Below are 15,608 nucleotides of genomic sequence, written 5' to 3' on the forward strand. Positions count from 1 at the left end.
CAAAGCCGCCTCTGTGCACAGAGGCGGCTTTCACAATCCATTCGATTTATTCGAACTTACAGCAGCAGGGCCACTGGGTTCTCGATGTAAGTCGCCAGGGCCTGCATGTACTGGGCCGCTTCGGCGCCGTCACTGACGCGGTGGTCCACCGAGATGGTGGCGCGCATGCGCCAGCCAACCGTGATCTGTCCGTTCTTGACCACGGCCTGTTCCTGAGCGGAGCCCAGGGCCAGGATGGCTGCCTCCGGAGGGTTGATGATGGCGGTGAAGTCGTAGACGTCAAACATACCCAGGTTGCTTAGCGAGAAGGTGGAGCCTTCGATATCCTCCGGGCTGACCTTGCCAGAGCGCACCCGCCCGGCCATCTCGCGCACTTCTTGCGAGATCTGGCGCAGCGGCTTGCGGTCCGCATCGCGGCAGACGATGACCAGCAGGCCATTTTCCACCGCCACGGCCACGCCAATGTTGACCTGGCCGAACTGCACCACCGCGTCATCATCCAACTTGGCGTTCAGGTTGGGGAACTGGCGCAAGGCCAGCGCAGCGGCTTTGACGATGAAGTCATTGACCGAGAGCTTTTCGCCACTGCCTTCCAGGGCGCGGTTGGCCTGGGCGCGGGCGTCCATGATCGGTCCCATGTCGTACTCGTGGGTGACGTAGAAGTGCGGCACTTGCTGGCGAGACTGCACCATGCGGCGGCCAATGGCCGAGCGCAGCCGGCTGAGCGGGATGCGCTTGTCAGCCGGGGCCGGCCCCAGCTGGGTGAACTGCAAAGCCGGAAGGCCCGCGCCACCGGGCTGGGCACCTTCCACATCACGCTTGATGATACGGCCTTGCGGGCCGGAGCCGCGCACAGCCTGCAGATTGACGCCACGCTCTTCGGCGATGCGCCGGGCCAGAGGCGAGGCGCGCACGCCGCCGGGCAGCTGGCCGTTGCTATCTGCCGGGGTTTCCGGAGCGGGCGCGAGAGCCCCAGTCTGCGCCGGGGCTGGTGCTGCGGCAGCCGGTTCGGCAGCAGGTGTGCTGGGCGCCGGAGCAGGCGGCTCTTCCGCAGGCGCGCTGCCACCGATGGCGGCGACGTCCACGGTTTCGCCGGCTTCGCCGACGGCGGCGATGGGCTGGCTGACCGGCACGCTGGTTCCTTCGGCGACCAGGTGTTTGAGCACCACGCCGGAATATTGCGATTCGACTTCTACCGTGGCCTTATCGGTTTCGATCTCGGCGAGCAACTCGCCCTTCTCCACCTTGTCGCCTTCCTTCTTAACCCAGCGAACCAGGGTGCCTTCGGCCATGTCAAAGCCCAGCTTGGGCATGGAGATGATTTCAGCCAAAGTGGCCTCCAGAAGTGCATTCGTCAATCACGATCATTTCGCATGTCAATTGTAGCAAGCAGATGCGCTGGTCCACTACATAACCTCCTTCACCGCGGCAACCACATCGGCCACCTGCGGCAGGGCAGATTGTTCCAACGCCTGGTTGTACGGCAGGGGCACTTCTTTTTGGGCCACGCGCTTGATCGGCGCATCGGCATAGTCAAAGGCTTCTTCATATAGGCGGGTGACCACTTCAGAACCGACGCCGTAACTGGGCCAACCCTCTTCCACCACCACGGCGCGGTTGGTCTTCTTGAACGATTCGATCACTGGGCCCATGTCCAAGGGGCGCAGGCTGCGCAAATCGACCACTTCGGCGCTGATGCCTTCAGCTTCTAATTGCTGGGCAGCCTGCATGGAAAGCTGCAGGCCGCGGCAGTAGCTCACCACGGTCACATCGCTGCCCTCGCGCTGCACTTTGGAGACGCCAATGGGCACGGTGTAGTCGCCCTCCGGCACTTCGCCGCGCACTTGGTACATGGCAGCATGCTCGATGAAGAGCACCGGATTGTCGTCGCGGATGGCCGCCTTCAACAGGCCTTTGGCGTCCGCCGGGGTACCGGGCGAAACCACCTTGAGGCCAGGGAAATGCGCAAAAATAGCGTCGGGCGTCTGGGAGTGCGTTGCGCCCAGCTGGCGGCCGCCGCCACCCGCAGTGCGAATGACCAACGGTACGCGCATCTGCCCACCGAACATGGTGTGCATCTTGGGCGCCTCATTCACGATATAGTCCATCGCCACGAAGGCGAAGTTGATCGTCATGATCTCGGTTACCGGACGCAGGCCGGCCAGGGCGGCGCCAATGCCGCCGCCGACAATTGCCGACTCGGCGATGGGTGTGTCACGCACGCGCTTCTCGCCAAAGTGGTCATAGAAGCCCTTGGTCACGGCGTAGGTACCGCCCCACACGCCCACTTCCTGGCCCATGATGAAGACACGCTCGTCTTTTTCCATCTCCTCCCACAGCGCGTCGGAGATGGCCTGCCGCATTGTAATTTCTGCCATGTTAGTTGCCCTCCGCGTAGACGAAGTCAAACAAAGTGTCCATCGCCGGGTCTGGGCTGCTTTCGGCAAATTCCACGGCCTCCTGCGTCTCAGTTTCCACGGCCGCCTCGATCTTGTCCAGGTCGGCCTTGCTGGCAATCTTCTCATCCACCAAATAGCGGTGGTAAATGCCGATCGGGTCGGTCTTCTCCCACTGGGTGACTTCTTCCTTGTCGCGGTAACGCTGCGGGTCACCCATCGAGTGGCCCTCAAAACGATAGGTCATGATCTCCAGAAAGTACGGCCCATTGCCGGCACGGATGAAATCGAGCGCTTCGGCCACTTTGGCGCGCACCTTCATCACGTCCATGCCGTCGTCCAGGCGGGAGTGCGGGATGCCGTAGCCTTCAGCCTTCATGTGGATCTCTTCCACTGCCGAAGCACGGTCTACCGCGGTACCCATGCCGTACTGGTTATTCTCGCAGATCCACAGCACAGGCAGGTTCCAAACCTTGGAAAGGTTTACGCCCTCGTGGAAGAAGCCGATGTTGGTGGCGCCATCGCCAAACATGCAGATGGTAACGCCCTTGTTGCCCAAGTACTGGTCGCCCAGGGCCATGCCGGAGGCGATGGGCAGGTGGGCGCCAACAATGGCGTGACCGCCCCAATAGTTGTTCTCCACAGAGGCCATGTGCATGGAACCGCCACGGCCCTTGGAGATGCCAGTTTCCTTGCCGAGCAGCTCCGCCAGCACCTGCTTGGCGCTGATACCACAGTTGATCGCCACGCCGTGGTCACGGTAAGCGGTGATCACGCGATCCTCAGGGATGCGGGCGGAAACAATGCCGGTACTGACCGCCTCCTGGCCAATGTAGAGGTGGAGAAAACCGCCAATTTTGCCTTCCTGATACAGCTCCGCGGCGCGCTCTTCCACGCGGCGAATCAGCACCATTTGGCGGTACAGCTCCAGATGATCCTTCTTCTTCAATGTCATGTAGGGTGCTCCCATTAAAAACAACCCCCGCATCGCTGCGGATGTTGTGGTGATCATGAAACCAAAGGTGGATTATACCAAGGCAGGTACAATCCACCTTTGGCATTCCTCAGGAGCAGATCATGATCCTCAACCACATCAATTTGGCGGTCAGCGATGTGCCGGCCGCGGCGGATTTTCTGGTCAAGTACTTCCAGATGACTTCGCAGGGAGGCAACCAGGGCATGGCCTTCCTGATGGACAAGAACGGCCTGGTGCTCTCGCTGATGAAGACCAAGGGGTCTGTGCAGTATCCGGGAACTTTCCATATCGGCTTCAGCCAAGTGGACCGCGCCATGGTGGATACGCTCAACCAACAGTTAAAAGAAGATGGGTTTAATGTCGAGCCGCCTGTAGATTCACACGCCTACACCTTTTACGTAGCCGCGCCCGGCGGGTTCACGGTAGAGGTGATGGCCTGATGACGATCGATCTCAATCTGCTGCCGCGCTGGCTGGAAGCCGAAGTGGAGCCGAAACACCTGGACCATATGAACCACATGAACGTGATGTGGTACACGCATTTTTTTGACAAGGCCATCTGGCACTGGTACGAGAGCTTTGACTTTGGCGCCTCCTATCACACGCAAAGCGGCTGGGGCAGCTTCGCCCTGGAGACGCACACCCGCTACCTGTCCGAGCTGCGCGTAGGCGACCGGCTGGGTGTGCACATCCGCATGCTGGCACGCAACGCCAAGCTGTTCCACTACATCATGTACATGCAGCGCCTGAGCGATGGCGCGCTATCGGCGACCAGCGAGCTGCTGGGCATCCACATCGACATGTCCACCCGGCGCAGCGCCCCGCTGCCGGAGCATATCGTCGCTTATTTTGACGGCCTCATCGCCGAGCATGCCGCGCTGGCTTGGGATGCTGGGGCGAGCGGGGTGATCAAGATCGCTTAGGCGGACTGCCTCTCCAGCCGCACTACCTTATCCGGCACCCAGCGGCCCTCGTCGTTCTGGCGTTTGCTGTAGTGCGCCAGCCAGGCGCCCCGCGGGCGGTTGTCCTTCAGCGGGTCCAGGCCGCGGAGGCCGGCGGCCTCCAGCGTCTCCGGCCAGCAGGTTACGCCAAATTTCTTGAAGCTGCCGCCCTTTATCACCCAACGCGGGTGCTCGCCGCCCGCGGCCAGCTTGATGCTGTCGACTTCGAAGGATTTTGTCGGCGGGGTGGCCTCGCTGCCAGTGGCAGCCGGGCTGCCGTTGCCATGGATTGCGGGCGTAGTGTTGCTACGCAACACATCAGAATTTGCTTCGCAAACTCTATTCCAGCCGCGCTCGGCCAGCAGAGCCACGAAAGCCTCGACGCGCTGGATGAACTCCAGGTCGCTTTGTTCTTCAGTTTGGCGTAAGGTGAACTGGTCTTTGCCCCCGCTCGGGCCGTAAAAATAGCCATTGAATGACGCGCGTGCTTCGTGCATCGTTGCTCCTCACACTTGTTGCCGGTTTTAGTTTCCCCTGCCGATTACAATACATTTGCAGCAGGGTTTTGCGTTACAATAAAACAAGTGTTCTATGCGCCATAATGCCATGCCCGCACACCCTTGTCAAGCTTTAGACTATGCCAATTAATTACCTCGATCTGCGCCAGCAAGCCAAAGCCGAAGCGCTCAAGGCCAGGACCGCCCTAAAGCAGGTCGAGGAGCGCCGCGCCGTGGCGGCGGCCCTGCTGCAACAGCGAGCCAGCGACCTGGAGGCCATCCGCCAGAGCGTGGCCGACGCAGCGCACCTGGACCCCCGGCTGCGCTGTGCCCTGCCCAGCAGCGAGCCGCTGACCCATGCCGGCGGACTGCCTGCCGCCCCCGCTGCCTATACATTGATCGCTGCCGACGGCTCGCAGATCAACCCCAATGCCCACGCTCCGGTGCACTATTTCCTGGTCAACCTGGGCGCCATCCGCCTGCAGGGCGGGGGCGACCAGGCTCCCGATGTGTTCACTCACAGCGACCTGCACGTGGCCGAATACACACGCAGCGGCGGCTATTCTGAAGAGATGGTCAGCCTGGAACGCGACAAAGGCGAACGCAAACTGGTCGCCGAGCTGGCCGAAAGCGCGGCCCAGCAGCCGATCATCACGTTGACCGACGGACCGCTGGAGCTGTGGGGCGAAAAAGCCGCCGGCTACGGGGATGACAAGGCCTTTAGCGAACACCTCAGCGAATACCTGGCGGCGCTGGAGCAGCTGCACCAGCGCGGGGCAGCCACGGCGGGCTATGTGGACAAGCCGCGCGCCGACCTGCTGGTGCGCATGCTGGAGGTGCTGCAGCTGCCCGAAGGTTCTGATGCGCAGGCCCTGCGGGCGCGCCCGCTGCGCGGCGTGACCGACGCGCACCTGCTGCGCGACCTGCTGCAGCCCGGTGAGCGCTCGGCCGTCTTCGGCATCCAGTCCCAATCCGCCGGGCGCTACTTTGGCCATCTGGCCTTGCATTTCTTCTATCTCAACGTGGGCAAGCCCGGCGCGCCCTGGCTGGCCCGGGTGGAGATCCCCGGCTGGGTGGCGGGCAACCCGGCGCTGCTCGACGCATTGCACGCCGTGCTGGTCGCCCAAAACAACATTCTGGGCTCCTACACCTATCCCTATGTACTGCACCGGGCGCACGAGATCGCTCTGGTGAAGTACGAAGAGCACGAGCAGGTGGCTCAGCTGATCATCAACGAATTACGCGCCATGGGTGTGGAGCCCGGCGAGCTCTCGCAAAAACAGGCGGCCAAAAACCTGCCCGGCCGCAGGAGGTTTACTCTGTGAACGATGCTCAAGCTTACAAGGTCGGCTATTTGCTGCGCTCGGCCATCACCGGTTTTGTGGCCGGCACGCGGGTCAGCGAGCAGGATGCGCCGCAGTTCGGCGCGCTGGTCAAAGCCCCGCTCAACCCCGGCATGTGGATCTATGGCCTGATCTACGCCATGAACATTGACGACGACGGCACCGTGCGCCAGATCGCCACCAGCGACAATGTGGATGAGGTGGTGGTGGCGGATAACCGCAAGAACCGCACGGTGCCGCTGGAGATCAGCGTGCTCACCGTGGGCCACCGCCGCGAAGAGGCCGTCTCGCACCTGCTGCCGCCGCGCGCCCCGCTGAGCCTGGACATCGTCTGGCAGTGCCAGCCCGCCGAAGTGGCCGAGTTCACCGAGCGGCTGGGGTATTTCCGCCACATCCTGCGCAATACGGCCAACCCGGAACTGCCAGCCGCCGAACTGCTGGCGGCGCACATCCACCAGGCCGCCGCCGACCACCCAGACGGCACCTGGCGCCAGCGCGCCTCGCAAGAGATCATTACCCTGCTGCGCGACGACTACGAAACGCTGATGCAGGTGATGAGCGCGCTGGCTGACGCCAGCTGATTGTCAAATTTTGGAATGCTGATCGCTGATTGAGGGAAAGATGGACCAGGTTGAACTAAAGGCCAGAACGAAACGCTTTGGATTGGACGTGATCAAGTTCGTCCAAATCCTTCCCCGAAACGAAACTAGCTTCGTCATTCGGCGCCAATTGCTTCGTTCCGCCACTTCGGTGGGAGCGAATTATCGCGCGGCTTGCCGAGGGCGTTCCAAAGCTGAATTTATCGCCAAGCTAGGGATTTCAATAGGGAGGCGGACGAAAGCGTCTACTGGCTGGAAATGCTGTTGGAAGCTCAGATCGTATCCGCTGAACAAGCAGCCATGCTGCTCGACGAGGCTAACCAAATTACCGCCATCCTCACAGCTTCCCACAAAACTGCGTCAAGCAATCTGAAGAGGCAGGTTCTTTCATGACAGATCAGAACTCAGCAATCAGCAATCAGCAATCCAGCGGCCGCCGCCGGGTGGGCTTCGTCGTGGGTGGCAGCCTGAAAACCCACCTGCTGGCCCGCCTGCAAGTGCCCCCCCAGCAAGTGCAGGAGGGCGCTTTTGTGGTCATCGAGAGCAATGACTGGCTCTTCCACGGCCTGGTGACCGACTTGCAGCTCGGCGCCACCAACCCGCGCTTTGCCGACGAGCAGACCACCAACCGCCTGCCCGGCGAATTGGCCGGCCTGCTGCAAGGCCAAACGCTGTACACCAACCTCGAGATCCTGCCCGCCCTGATGTTCACCGGCGGCGAAGAACGCCAGGGACCATTGCCAGTCAAGACTGTGCCCTCGCACCAGGCGGATGTGTTCCTGGCCAGCGAGGGTGACGTGGCCGAAGTGTTCCAAGGCGACTTTGTGCTGGGCCACACCCGCGAGCAAAACCACCCGGTGGCGATCGACCTGGACAAACTGGTCAAGCGCTCTTCCGGCATCTTCGGCGCCACCGGCACCGGTAAGAGCTTTCTGACCCGGCTGATGCTGGCCGGGCTGATCCAGCACAATGCCGCTTCAGTGCTGGTGCTGGACATGCACAACGAGTACGCCTACAACGATCAGGACGAGAACGGCAACCCGGTCAGCGGCCTGCGCGACAAGTTTCCCGCCAAGGTGCGCGTGGCCGGTCTGGGGGCTGGGGCAACCATCCGCGGCAAAACGCCCGACTTCAACCTGGAAATCGCCATGAGCGACATCCAGCCCGGCGATATCGAACTGCTCACCCGAGAGCTCAACCTAAAAGAAACCACGTCTGCCACTCTGGACGCCCTGCTGGCCAGCTTCGGACCTACCCAGTGGTTTAAAGCGTTCAAAGAGATGTCGCGAGCCAAGGTGGAAGGCGATGACGGGAAAAGGACAGACGCCCCAGGCAGCGTAGCGGCCTGGGCCAGAGAGAACAACGTCAATGAAATGGCGGCCGAGGGTTTGCACAACAAACTGGGCAAGGTGTTCCGCCTGGCCTACCTGGCAGAAAAACCGGCAGTGGACACGGTGGGCGAGATCGTCAAATCGCTGGAGGCGGGCCAGCACGTGATCCTCTCCTTTGGCAAGCACGAGAGCGATTTGGATTATCTGCTGGTCAGCAACTTGCTCACCCGCCGCATCCGTGAACGCTGGGAGCAGACCACCAACGAGCTGCGCAGTAACAACAAAGGCGAACCGCGCCCGCTGGTCATCGCCGTAGAGGAGGCACACAAGCTGCTCAACCGTGAGATGGCCGTGCAGACCACCTTCAGCACCATCGCCCGCGAGCTGCGCAAGTATTACGTGACCTTGCTGATCATCGACCAGCGCCCCAGCCAGATCTACGACGAGGTCATGTCGCAGTTGGGCACGCGCATCTCCGGCTGGCTGGGCGACGACGACGACATCCGCGCCGTGCTCAGCGGCCTGGCCGGCCGCGAGGCGCTGCGCGGCATGCTGGCGCGCCTGCAGCCGAAGGAGGAGGTGCTGCTGCTGGGCTGGGGCGTGCCGATGCCGCTGCCTATAAAATCAAGAAGATATGACGATATGTTCTGGGATGAATTGCAAGGCAAAGGCAAGAGAAAAGGCGCAAAGGAAGTTGACGAAGAGCTTGGCTTCTAACATGGAGAAGCGACGCAAGCCGCCGCTACGACGACACGTTCTGGGACGAACTGCAAGGCAGCAAGGGTAGCGGCAAGGACAAAAAGCAGCTCAAGGAAGAGATGGGGTATTGAACTGAGTCAGTGATGAACTTTGACGAAGCAATTTTTTACAAGGATTTTCAGCATTTGTGGGCTCAAGCGTTTCAAAAAGCGCGCCAATGCCTTCATGTAACACAAGCCATAGAAATGTCTTTCTCTGTCTCGCTTATGACTTTAAGTTCTCATTACAATTTAAAGGGTAGTGAAATGGAGCTAAGAGTCGTGCGCGAAGCACTTATGAAGATGCTCGATCCTGGCAACATCCCGGATTTCGATGACTGGGTTGTTGGACTGGAAGTGGCAAAAGAGAATTACTTGAGACAAGTATATTTTCAGGGCGTTACTTTGCTATGGACAATATTGGAAGTCTTTGTACGAGATCTTGTTTCACTGATACTCGAATTTGACCGCACGACATTCGCTTCGGAAGAATTCAAGAAAATTAGAGTTTCCTTACTGGACTATCATAGGATGACCAAGGATCAGCAAATAGATCACACAGCCAATTTGTTACTAAACGCTACTTATTGCAATAGATTCCTAGGGGCTGAGCGCTTTGATTGCATACTAAGGCATGTTGGTTTAGCTGGTGCCACGGGAAAGCGGCTGCACAAAAAGATTGCGGAAGTCCAACAAATCCGGAATTCGTTTATCCATAACAATGCGGTCGCAGATAGAAAGTTCATTGATAGTTGTCCATGGTTAGGATATCGAGAGGGTGAAAACATCAGAATCAGCTTTGAGGATTTTCTAAAATTACATAAGTACGTCCTAGACTATATTTTTGAAGTAGCACGGAGATTCGATCAGCGATACCCTGATGCAAAGGTAATTGCACCGTAAATAGCAAATATGAACCCCGTGTCTTGTCCTCGTCCAGTTCGCCGCCCTCATCAGCATCCTGGCCATCGGGCCGCTGCTGCCAAGCCGCTGGCCAGCAGGCAGGGCTTCCGTCGCGCTGGCGCCGCCTGCGAGCAAGTCCAGGCCCTGCGGGCCGAAGGCGACATTGGCTACGACTGCGTGGCCACCGCGCCCAGGCCACGATAGCACCGACGGCGAGCCGGTGGGGCTGCACCACCATGCCGACTGCTTACTCTGCGGGTCATAAGCCACGATGAAACAAGTCATCGCCAAGTATACAGGCAAGCAGCCGACTCCACCCACACAAGCAGGTGGCACCGCTACGTGCCCCCATATACAGCGCTTGACTCTATTAGCCCATCCGTTCTATACTTTGGCCATCACATAGAACATTTGTTTCTAGGCCGCGAGGCCAAAGGAGAACAAGATGGTCAATCGAGGTTTGCTTCAACAGTTTGAATGGGCGGGCCGCCTGCCCCGCAACCTGGTCTGGGGGTTGCTGACCGGCGCCGCGCTGGTCGCTTTCGAGGTCTTCAACTTCAGCACCACCGAATTCGCCATGCGCGACTTGCTGGGAGACCTGCGCTTCGGCGAGTTCGCCTGGGCCACCCTGCTGGCGCTCGCCATCTGCGTGATGGACTTTGCTGGAATCGCCCACCTGTTCAGCAACAGCAGCGATCTGCGCAACAAACAGGCCCTGGAGATCTGGTACCTGTTCGGCGCCTGGCTGCTGGCTGCCACCATGAACGCCGTGCTGACCTGGTGGGGCATCACCGTGGCGATCGCCGGCCACGTCAGCCTGGGCACGAGCCTGATGGGTCGCGAGGTCATGCTGCAGACCGTGCCCGCCTTCGTGGCCGTGCTGGTCTGGCTGATCCGCATGCTGGTCATCGGCGCCTTCATCACCACGGGCGGCAAGATGTTCACCCGCTCCAGCGTGGAGCGCAACAACCCGCCCACCCTGCGCCGGGCCAATCCCGCGCCGGCCGTCCGCCAGGGCCAGGCGCAGCCCGCCATGTACCACGGCCTGGTACCCCAGGGCCGCGACGAGAACGACTTCTAAATCGTGGGCATGCCGCACAGCGCACCCTACGCAGAAAGAGAGGCAACCGGAAGCGGCTGCCTCTCTTTCTTGCTTTTTCCGCCGATCAGTGTCGCCCTGGCCGGTGCGCTGATTTTTCACCTGCTGACCAACATCAGTCTGCCCTTTTTCGCTGTCGCTCCAGCCAAGATGAACGCAGAGCAGCAGCCCGCCGCCTACAGCGGCCGCCTGGCGGCCCTGTTCACGCCGCAAGTTCTGCGCTGGGAAACTGAGATCCTGCGCTGGGCAGACGACGCTGGCCTGGATCCCAACCTGGTGGCCACGGTCATGCAAATCGAATCCTGTGGATACGCGCAGGCGGTTTCCCGCGCCGGCGCCATGGGCTTGTTCCAGGTAATGCCCTACCATTTTGCGGACGGCGAAAACAGCTTCGACCCGGACACCAACGCCCACCGCGGGCTGGCCTACTTACGCAAATCACTCGACAATTTTGGGTCGCCGCCCATGGCGATGGCGGGATACAACGGCGGCATCAACGGCGCCAGCCGCCCCGCGGCCGCCTGGGCGCAAGAAACCCGAGATTATGTCTATTGGGGAGAAAACATCTACGCCGACGCAGCCACAGGCCGCGAGAGTAGTCCCGTGCTGCAGGAATGGCTGGCGGCGGGCGGCGCTAGCCTATGCGCTCAGGCTCAGCAACTGGCAGAGGCTGGCCGCTGAGATCAGTGGTCGTATCGGCGCAGTCCGGGCCGGCCAAAGGCAAGCGCACGGTGAAGGTGCTGCCGCGATTCACACGGGATTTCACGTCGATCTCGCCAGAATGATTGCGTACGATCCAGTAAGCGATTGACAAGCCCAGACCGAACCCGGTACCATCCTTGGCCCGCGAGCGGGAACGGTCGGCCCGGTAAAAACGCTCAAACACATGCGGCAAATCTTCCGCCGGAATACCAATACCGCTGTCCTTGATCGCCAGGAACGCCTGCCCCTGATTCTTCGACAGATTGACAATTACTTTGCCGCCATCCTTGGAATACTTGATCGCATTCGCCAGCAAGTTGAGCACAACCTGCTTCAGCCGATCCCGATCACCACAAACAATGACCTGGTCAATCGTGTCGATTTCCAGGCTGACGCGCTCGCCCGCCAGCACATGCGCCTGATTGAAGACCTCCAGCAACAGCGTATCCAGCTCCACTCGGCGCTGATCCAAGGGCAGCCTGCCGGACTCAGCCTGGGCCAGCAGCAGCAGATCGGCCACCATCCTCGCCAGGCGGTCCACCTCCAGACCCATGCTATGCAGGGCCTGTTCGTCGTACTCGCCAATGCGGCGCATCAGGTCCAGATTGCCGCGGATCACGGTCAGCGGTGTGCGCAGCTCATGGCCAATATCCGCCAGAAAACGGCGCTGGGTGGCAAACAATTTCTCCAAGCGGGCCAGGGTGTCATTAAAGGCCACGATCAGCTTGCCGACCTCATCGTCCACAATGCCTTCGGTGGGAATGCGCCGCGACAGGTCGTCCGCCCGGGTGATCTGCAATGCCGTCTCGGTCATCTGCGAAAGCGGCTCCAGCGCCCGGCTGCCCGTGACCAGGCCGATCAAGCTGACCAGCAGGATGGCCAGAGCGCTCAGCACCACCAGGTAGCGCACAATATCGGTGCGCAGCGCATCGATCACGGTCAGCGAGGTGGCCGCCTGCATCACGCCGATCGGTGTACCGCCGGTGTGCAGCGGCACGCTGAGCACGCGGAAATGCACCCCGCCCAGATCAGCGCTGCTGTATATGGGCAGGCTAGTCTGCATGGCAGAAGGATCAAAGGGCGCCCGCAGCGGGCTGTCCGGCTCCACGGCCAGGGTCATACCAACCAGGTTGCCATCCAAGTCCCAAATTTGCACAATCACACTGGAATCGAGCGAGACGCGCTCGGAGAGCACAAACTGGCCGCGTTCGTCCACGCGGGTCACATCGATCAGATCACGGGCGGTGCGGTCAAGGGTCGCATCCACTTGTCGCAGTTGCACCACAGACACCAGACCGTAGACGCTTAGCCCAAAAAAGACCAAGACGACGCCCAAGCCTATGGTATAGAAAAGCGTCAGCCGTGAACGAAGCGACATGCAGGCTTATTCGTCTTCGCGCAGCACATACCCCATACCGCGCACGGTGTGCAGCAGGCGGGGCTCGCTGCCTTCTTCAATCTTCTGGCGCAAATAACGAATATAGACCTCAATAATGTTGCTCTCCCCACCGAAATCGTAGCCCCACACCTCGTCATAGATCATCTCACGCGTCAGCACTTGGCGCGGGTTGCGCATAAACAGCTCCAACAGTTCGTACTCCTTGGCCGTCAGGTCAATCACCCGCTCGCCGCGCTGCGCCCGGCGTGTGCCGGTATCCAGCTCCAAGTCGCCAAAGGTGTAGGTTTTCTGTTTGGGGGCTTGCGTGCGCCGCAGCAAGGCGCGCACCCGGGCCAGAAGCTCATCCAGATTGAAGGGCTTGACCATGTAGTCATCCGCCCCGGCGTCCAGCCCCAGCACCCGGTCGCTGACCGAGTCCTTGGCGGTGAGCATCAAGATCGGCACTTTGCCCATGGTGCGCAAGCGCTTGCACACCTCCAAACCATCCATGCCTGGCAGCATCCAGTCCAAGACCACCAAATCGGGGCGGTTGCCGGCAGCCAGTGCCAGACCCTTCTGCCCGTTTTCAGCAGTTTCGACTTCATAGCCCTCATAACCCAATCCGCGGCGCAGAAAGGCCAAAATTGCTTCGTCATCTTCAATCACTAATATGCGAGTAGGCATGTGCAGTGTCTCCAAGTTTCTGGATTTGCTTAATAATAGCGTCAAAGATTAATAATTGCGTGAAATTAACAACAAAGGCCGCCCGGATGGGCGGCCTTTGACAGGGACTGGTAAAACTTAGGCCAGTTCCACCACAGCGCCAGCAGCTTCCAGCTTCGCCTTGGCGTCGGTGGCCGCTTCCTTGGTGGCGCCTTCCAGCACCTTGGTGTTGCCGGCTTCCACCTGCTGCTTGGCATCCGCCAAGCCCACATTGGTCAGCTGGCGCAAGACCTTAATGACCTCGATCTTCTTGGGACCTGCGTCCTTGATGATCACGTCAAACTCGGTCTTTTCCTCAGCCGGGGCGGCAGCCGCGCCGCCAGCGGGGGCAGCCGCCACAGCCACAGGGGCCGCAGCAGTCACACCCCAAGCCTCTTCCAGCTTGGACACCAATTCAGCAGCTTCCACAACGGAAAGCTTGCCGAGTTCTTCTACCAATTTATCCAAATCAGCCATTTCTTACTCCTTATAGGTTCAAAAATTCAAAGTTATGCCGATGCAGGTTTGTCTGCATAGGCCTTGACAACCTGAGCCACACGGCGGCCAGGTTCTGCCAGCAAGCGAGCCAACTGAGTGGCCGGGGTGTTGAGCAGAGCCAGGAACTGGCTGCGCACCACCGGCAGCGAGGGCAGCGTAGCCAAGCGCGTGACCGAATCCTTGGAAAGAAGTTCCTTACCGAGGAAACCGCCTTTGATCTTGACTGCCTCTTTCTCCTTGGAGAAATCGGCGATCGCTTTGGCCACACCGGGCGCATCACTGAACGCCAGGCCGACGGCTGAGCTGCCCGTCAAGAATTCGGCGGGCACATCATAGCCCGCATTCTTGAAAGCCAACTGTCCCAACGTGTTTTTGACCACGTGGAATTCGCCGCCAGCTTCGCGGACGCGCTTGCGCAGTTCATTGAAGTCTGGCATCGTCAGGCCGGTGTACTCAGTCAAGTACACGGCCTCAGACTTGCTCAGCCAGTCTTCATATTCAGCCAGGATGGCTTGCTTCTTGTCTTTCGAAAGCGCCAAGTCTTTACCTCCTAAACAAAAAGTCTTTGCTCCAGTGACGAAGCAAAGACTTATAAGCAGGCAAAAGCTGCAAAGTCCTTACCTCGGCAGGGAATTAAGTAGCGTGCTTTACGCTACACCTGCTGTCACTGGCAGGGCGCCCATCTAGGGCGAGCAAGATTTTACTACATAATCCTAAGCGGCAGCGCCGATGTTCTGAGCTTGCAGCGGATCCACACTAATCGCCGGCCCCATGGTGGCGCACAGGGTCAGGCTGCGAATGTAAGCGCCCTTGGATGAGGCCGGTTTGGCTTTGATGATCGCGTCCAGTAGGGTGGAGAAATTCTCCTGCAGCTTTTCGGGCTCAAAGGACACCTTGCCAATCGCCACATGCACATTGCCGGTCTTGTCCAAACGGAACTCTACGCGGCCGGCCTTGGCTTGCTCAATGGCGCGGACCAGGTCCTTCTCATTGACCACGGTGCCGCCTTTGGGGTTCGGCATCAGGCCGCGCGGGCCGAGTACACGGCCAATGCGGCCTACGGCACCCATCATGTCCGGGGTGGCGATCGCCACGTCAAAGTCCAGCCAGCCATCGCCGATCTTCTTCAGCGTGGCATCGTCATCGGCCACGCCGTCAGCGCCGGCCTCGCGGGCAGCGCGGGCAGCGTCACCCTGGGCGAACACCAAGACACGCACGTCTTTGCCCAAGCCGTGCGGCAGAACCACCACATCGCGCACTTGCTGGTCAGCATGGCGCGGGTCCACACCCAGGCGGATGTGCACTTCCACGCTGGCGTCGAACTTGGTGTAGGAGGTTTCCCTCACCAAGGAAAGCGCTTCCTGCGGGGAATACTGGCGGCCGTGTTCGACCTTGGATGCTGCTTCTTTGTACTTCTTGCCTCGTTTAGCCATTCTTGCTCCTTTGTGGTCTGCCGACGAAACCCGTCAACTTGGCGAGCCGCTCAATGGCAGTCAAAACCTTTGGC

The 15,608-nt window shown here is 60.1% G+C and carries 18 protein-coding genes and 1 other annotated feature; of the genes, 9 read left to right on the forward strand and 9 right to left on the reverse strand.

The annotated features are described in order from the left end of the window. Window positions 1-56: 56 nt before the first annotated feature. The 3 genes from KF885_02240 to pdhA all read right to left on the reverse strand — a co-directional run bounded on the left by KF885_02240 (window position 57) and on the right by pdhA (window position 3,345). On the reverse strand, window positions 57-1,331 hold the full coding sequence (locus KF885_02240; GenBank protein MBX3047975.1) for a 2-oxo acid dehydrogenase subunit E2: 1,275 nt from the start codon (window positions 1,329-1,331) through the stop codon (window positions 57-59). A gap of 75 nt (window positions 1,332-1,406) precedes the next feature. Next, the gene (locus tag KF885_02245) at window positions 1,407-2,378 is read right to left on the reverse strand and encodes an alpha-ketoacid dehydrogenase subunit beta (GenBank protein MBX3047976.1); all 972 of its coding nucleotides are present in this window, start codon (window positions 2,376-2,378) and stop codon (window positions 1,407-1,409) included. Between the two features lies 1 nt (window position 2,379). Next, window positions 2,380-3,345 (reverse strand): pyruvate dehydrogenase (acetyl-transferring) E1 component subunit alpha, encoded by a 966-nt coding sequence (pdhA, locus tag KF885_02250; protein ID MBX3047977.1) that lies wholly within the window; start codon window positions 3,343-3,345, stop codon window positions 2,380-2,382. A 128-nt stretch (window positions 3,346-3,473) separates the two neighbouring features. Between pdhA and KF885_02255 the strand changes: the two genes are divergently transcribed. After that, window positions 3,474-3,812 carry a VOC family protein gene (locus KF885_02255; protein ID MBX3047978.1) on the forward strand — a complete coding sequence of 113 codons (339 nt, stop codon included), beginning with the start codon at window positions 3,474-3,476 and terminating at the stop codon, window positions 3,810-3,812. Further along, window positions 3,812-4,294: a thioesterase family protein gene (locus KF885_02260; protein ID MBX3047979.1), complete on the forward strand. Its 483-nt coding sequence runs from the start codon at window positions 3,812-3,814 to the stop codon at window positions 4,292-4,294. The genes KF885_02255 and KF885_02260 overlap by 1 nt, the downstream gene beginning before the upstream one ends. On the opposite strand, the gene KF885_02265 is transcribed toward KF885_02260, so the two are convergent. Then, entirely contained in the window at window positions 4,291-4,809 is a 519-nt protein-coding gene (locus KF885_02265) for a hypothetical protein (GenBank protein MBX3047980.1), read from the reverse strand. The two genes, KF885_02260 and KF885_02265, sit on opposite strands and share 4 nt — an antisense overlap. A 140-nt stretch (window positions 4,810-4,949) precedes the next feature. Between KF885_02265 and KF885_02270 the strand changes: the two genes are divergently transcribed. The 7 genes from KF885_02270 (at window position 4,950) to KF885_02300 (ending at window position 11,502) form a co-directional block, all read left to right on the forward strand. Then, complete coding sequence (locus KF885_02270; GenBank protein ID MBX3047981.1) at window positions 4,950-6,134, forward strand: DNA double-strand break repair nuclease NurA; 1,185 nt, start codon at window positions 4,950-4,952, stop codon at window positions 6,132-6,134. After that, window positions 6,131-6,733, forward strand: coding sequence for a hypothetical protein (locus KF885_02275; protein ID MBX3047982.1), 603 nt, complete (start codon window positions 6,131-6,133; stop codon window positions 6,731-6,733). Before KF885_02270 ends, KF885_02275 begins: the two co-directional genes overlap by 4 nt. Window positions 6,734-6,773: 40 nt before the next feature. Continuing rightward, window positions 6,774-7,124, forward strand: a complete 351-nt coding sequence (locus KF885_02280; protein ID MBX3047983.1) for a four helix bundle protein — start codon at window positions 6,774-6,776, stop codon at window positions 7,122-7,124. A gap of 16 nt (window positions 7,125-7,140) precedes the next feature. After that, window positions 7,141-8,799: an ATP-binding protein gene (locus KF885_02285; protein MBX3047984.1), complete on the forward strand. Its 1,659-nt coding sequence runs from the start codon at window positions 7,141-7,143 to the stop codon at window positions 8,797-8,799. A gap of 125 nt (window positions 8,800-8,924) precedes the next feature. Continuing rightward, a complete protein-coding gene (locus KF885_02290; protein ID MBX3047985.1) occupies window positions 8,925-9,722 on the forward strand; it encodes a hypothetical protein in 798 nt (265 codons plus the stop codon). A gap of 445 nt (window positions 9,723-10,167) precedes the next feature. Continuing rightward, window positions 10,168-10,803 carry a hypothetical protein gene (locus tag KF885_02295; protein MBX3047986.1) on the forward strand — a complete coding sequence of 212 codons (636 nt, stop codon included), beginning with the start codon at window positions 10,168-10,170 and terminating at the stop codon, window positions 10,801-10,803. Between the two features lie 69 nt (window positions 10,804-10,872). Continuing rightward, window positions 10,873-11,502, forward strand: a complete 630-nt coding sequence (locus tag KF885_02300; GenBank protein ID MBX3047987.1) for a transglycosylase SLT domain-containing protein — start codon at window positions 10,873-10,875, stop codon at window positions 11,500-11,502. On the opposite strand, the gene KF885_02305 is transcribed toward KF885_02300, so the two are convergent. From KF885_02305 to rplA, 5 genes are all read right to left on the reverse strand, one after another. Further along, the gene (locus KF885_02305; protein MBX3047988.1) at window positions 11,456-12,901 is read right to left on the reverse strand and encodes a HAMP domain-containing protein; all 1,446 of its coding nucleotides are present in this window, start codon (window positions 12,899-12,901) and stop codon (window positions 11,456-11,458) included. The genes KF885_02300 and KF885_02305 overlap by 47 nt on opposite strands. Before the next feature lie 6 nt (window positions 12,902-12,907). Continuing rightward, complete coding sequence (locus KF885_02310) at window positions 12,908-13,585, reverse strand: response regulator transcription factor (GenBank protein MBX3047989.1); 678 nt, start codon at window positions 13,583-13,585, stop codon at window positions 12,908-12,910. Window positions 13,586-13,702: 117 nt separating this feature from the next. Continuing rightward, a complete protein-coding gene (rplL, locus tag KF885_02315) occupies window positions 13,703-14,080 on the reverse strand; it encodes a 50S ribosomal protein L7/L12 (GenBank protein ID MBX3047990.1) in 378 nt (125 codons plus the stop codon). Window positions 14,081-14,112: 32 nt separating this feature from the next. Then, window positions 14,113-14,640: a 50S ribosomal protein L10 gene (rplJ, locus tag KF885_02320; protein ID MBX3047991.1), complete on the reverse strand. Its 528-nt coding sequence runs from the start codon at window positions 14,638-14,640 to the stop codon at window positions 14,113-14,115. A gap of 8 nt (window positions 14,641-14,648) precedes the next feature. After that, window positions 14,649-14,790, reverse strand: a sequence feature (ribosomal protein L10 leader region). 24 nt (window positions 14,791-14,814) lie between these two features. Then, window positions 14,815-15,534: a 50S ribosomal protein L1 gene (gene rplA / locus KF885_02325; protein ID MBX3047992.1), complete on the reverse strand. Its 720-nt coding sequence runs from the start codon at window positions 15,532-15,534 to the stop codon at window positions 14,815-14,817. Between the last annotated feature and the right edge of the window lie 74 nt (window positions 15,535-15,608).

It is taken from the genome of Anaerolineales bacterium, assembly GCA_019637805.1.
Classification (GTDB): domain Bacteria; phylum Chloroflexota; class Anaerolineae; order Anaerolineales; family UBA11579; genus JAMCZK01.

Excerpts from the sequence above, each read along its gene's own strand:
- KF885_02245 (MBX3047976.1), bottom strand. The coding sequence starts at position 2,378 with ATGGCAGAAATTACAATGCGGCAGGCCATCTCCGACGCGCTGTGGGAG.
- KF885_02255 (MBX3047978.1), top strand. The coding sequence starts at position 3,474 with ATGATCCTCAACCACATCAATTTGGCGGTCAGCGATGTGCCGGCCGCG.
- KF885_02260 (MBX3047979.1), top strand. The coding sequence starts at position 3,812 with ATGACGATCGATCTCAATCTGCTGCCGCGCTGGCTGGAAGCCGAAGTG.
- KF885_02265 (MBX3047980.1), bottom strand. The coding sequence starts at position 4,809 with ATGCACGAAGCACGCGCGTCATTCAATGGCTATTTTTACGGCCCGAGC.
- KF885_02270 (MBX3047981.1), top strand. The coding sequence starts at position 4,950 with ATGCCAATTAATTACCTCGATCTGCGCCAGCAAGCCAAAGCCGAAGCG.
- KF885_02280 (MBX3047983.1), top strand. The coding sequence starts at position 6,774 with ATGGACCAGGTTGAACTAAAGGCCAGAACGAAACGCTTTGGATTGGAC.
- KF885_02285 (MBX3047984.1), top strand. The coding sequence starts at position 7,141 with ATGACAGATCAGAACTCAGCAATCAGCAATCAGCAATCCAGCGGCCGC.
- KF885_02290 (MBX3047985.1), top strand. The coding sequence starts at position 8,925 with ATGAACTTTGACGAAGCAATTTTTTACAAGGATTTTCAGCATTTGTGG.
- KF885_02295 (MBX3047986.1), top strand. The coding sequence starts at position 10,168 with ATGGTCAATCGAGGTTTGCTTCAACAGTTTGAATGGGCGGGCCGCCTG.
- KF885_02305 (MBX3047988.1), bottom strand. The coding sequence starts at position 12,901 with ATGTCGCTTCGTTCACGGCTGACGCTTTTCTATACCATAGGCTTGGGC.
- KF885_02310 (MBX3047989.1), bottom strand. The coding sequence starts at position 13,585 with ATGCCTACTCGCATATTAGTGATTGAAGATGACGAAGCAATTTTGGCC.
- rplL (MBX3047990.1), bottom strand. The coding sequence starts at position 14,080 with ATGGCTGATTTGGATAAATTGGTAGAAGAACTCGGCAAGCTTTCCGTT.
- rplA (MBX3047992.1), bottom strand. The coding sequence starts at position 15,534 with ATGGCTAAACGAGGCAAGAAGTACAAAGAAGCAGCATCCAAGGTCGAA.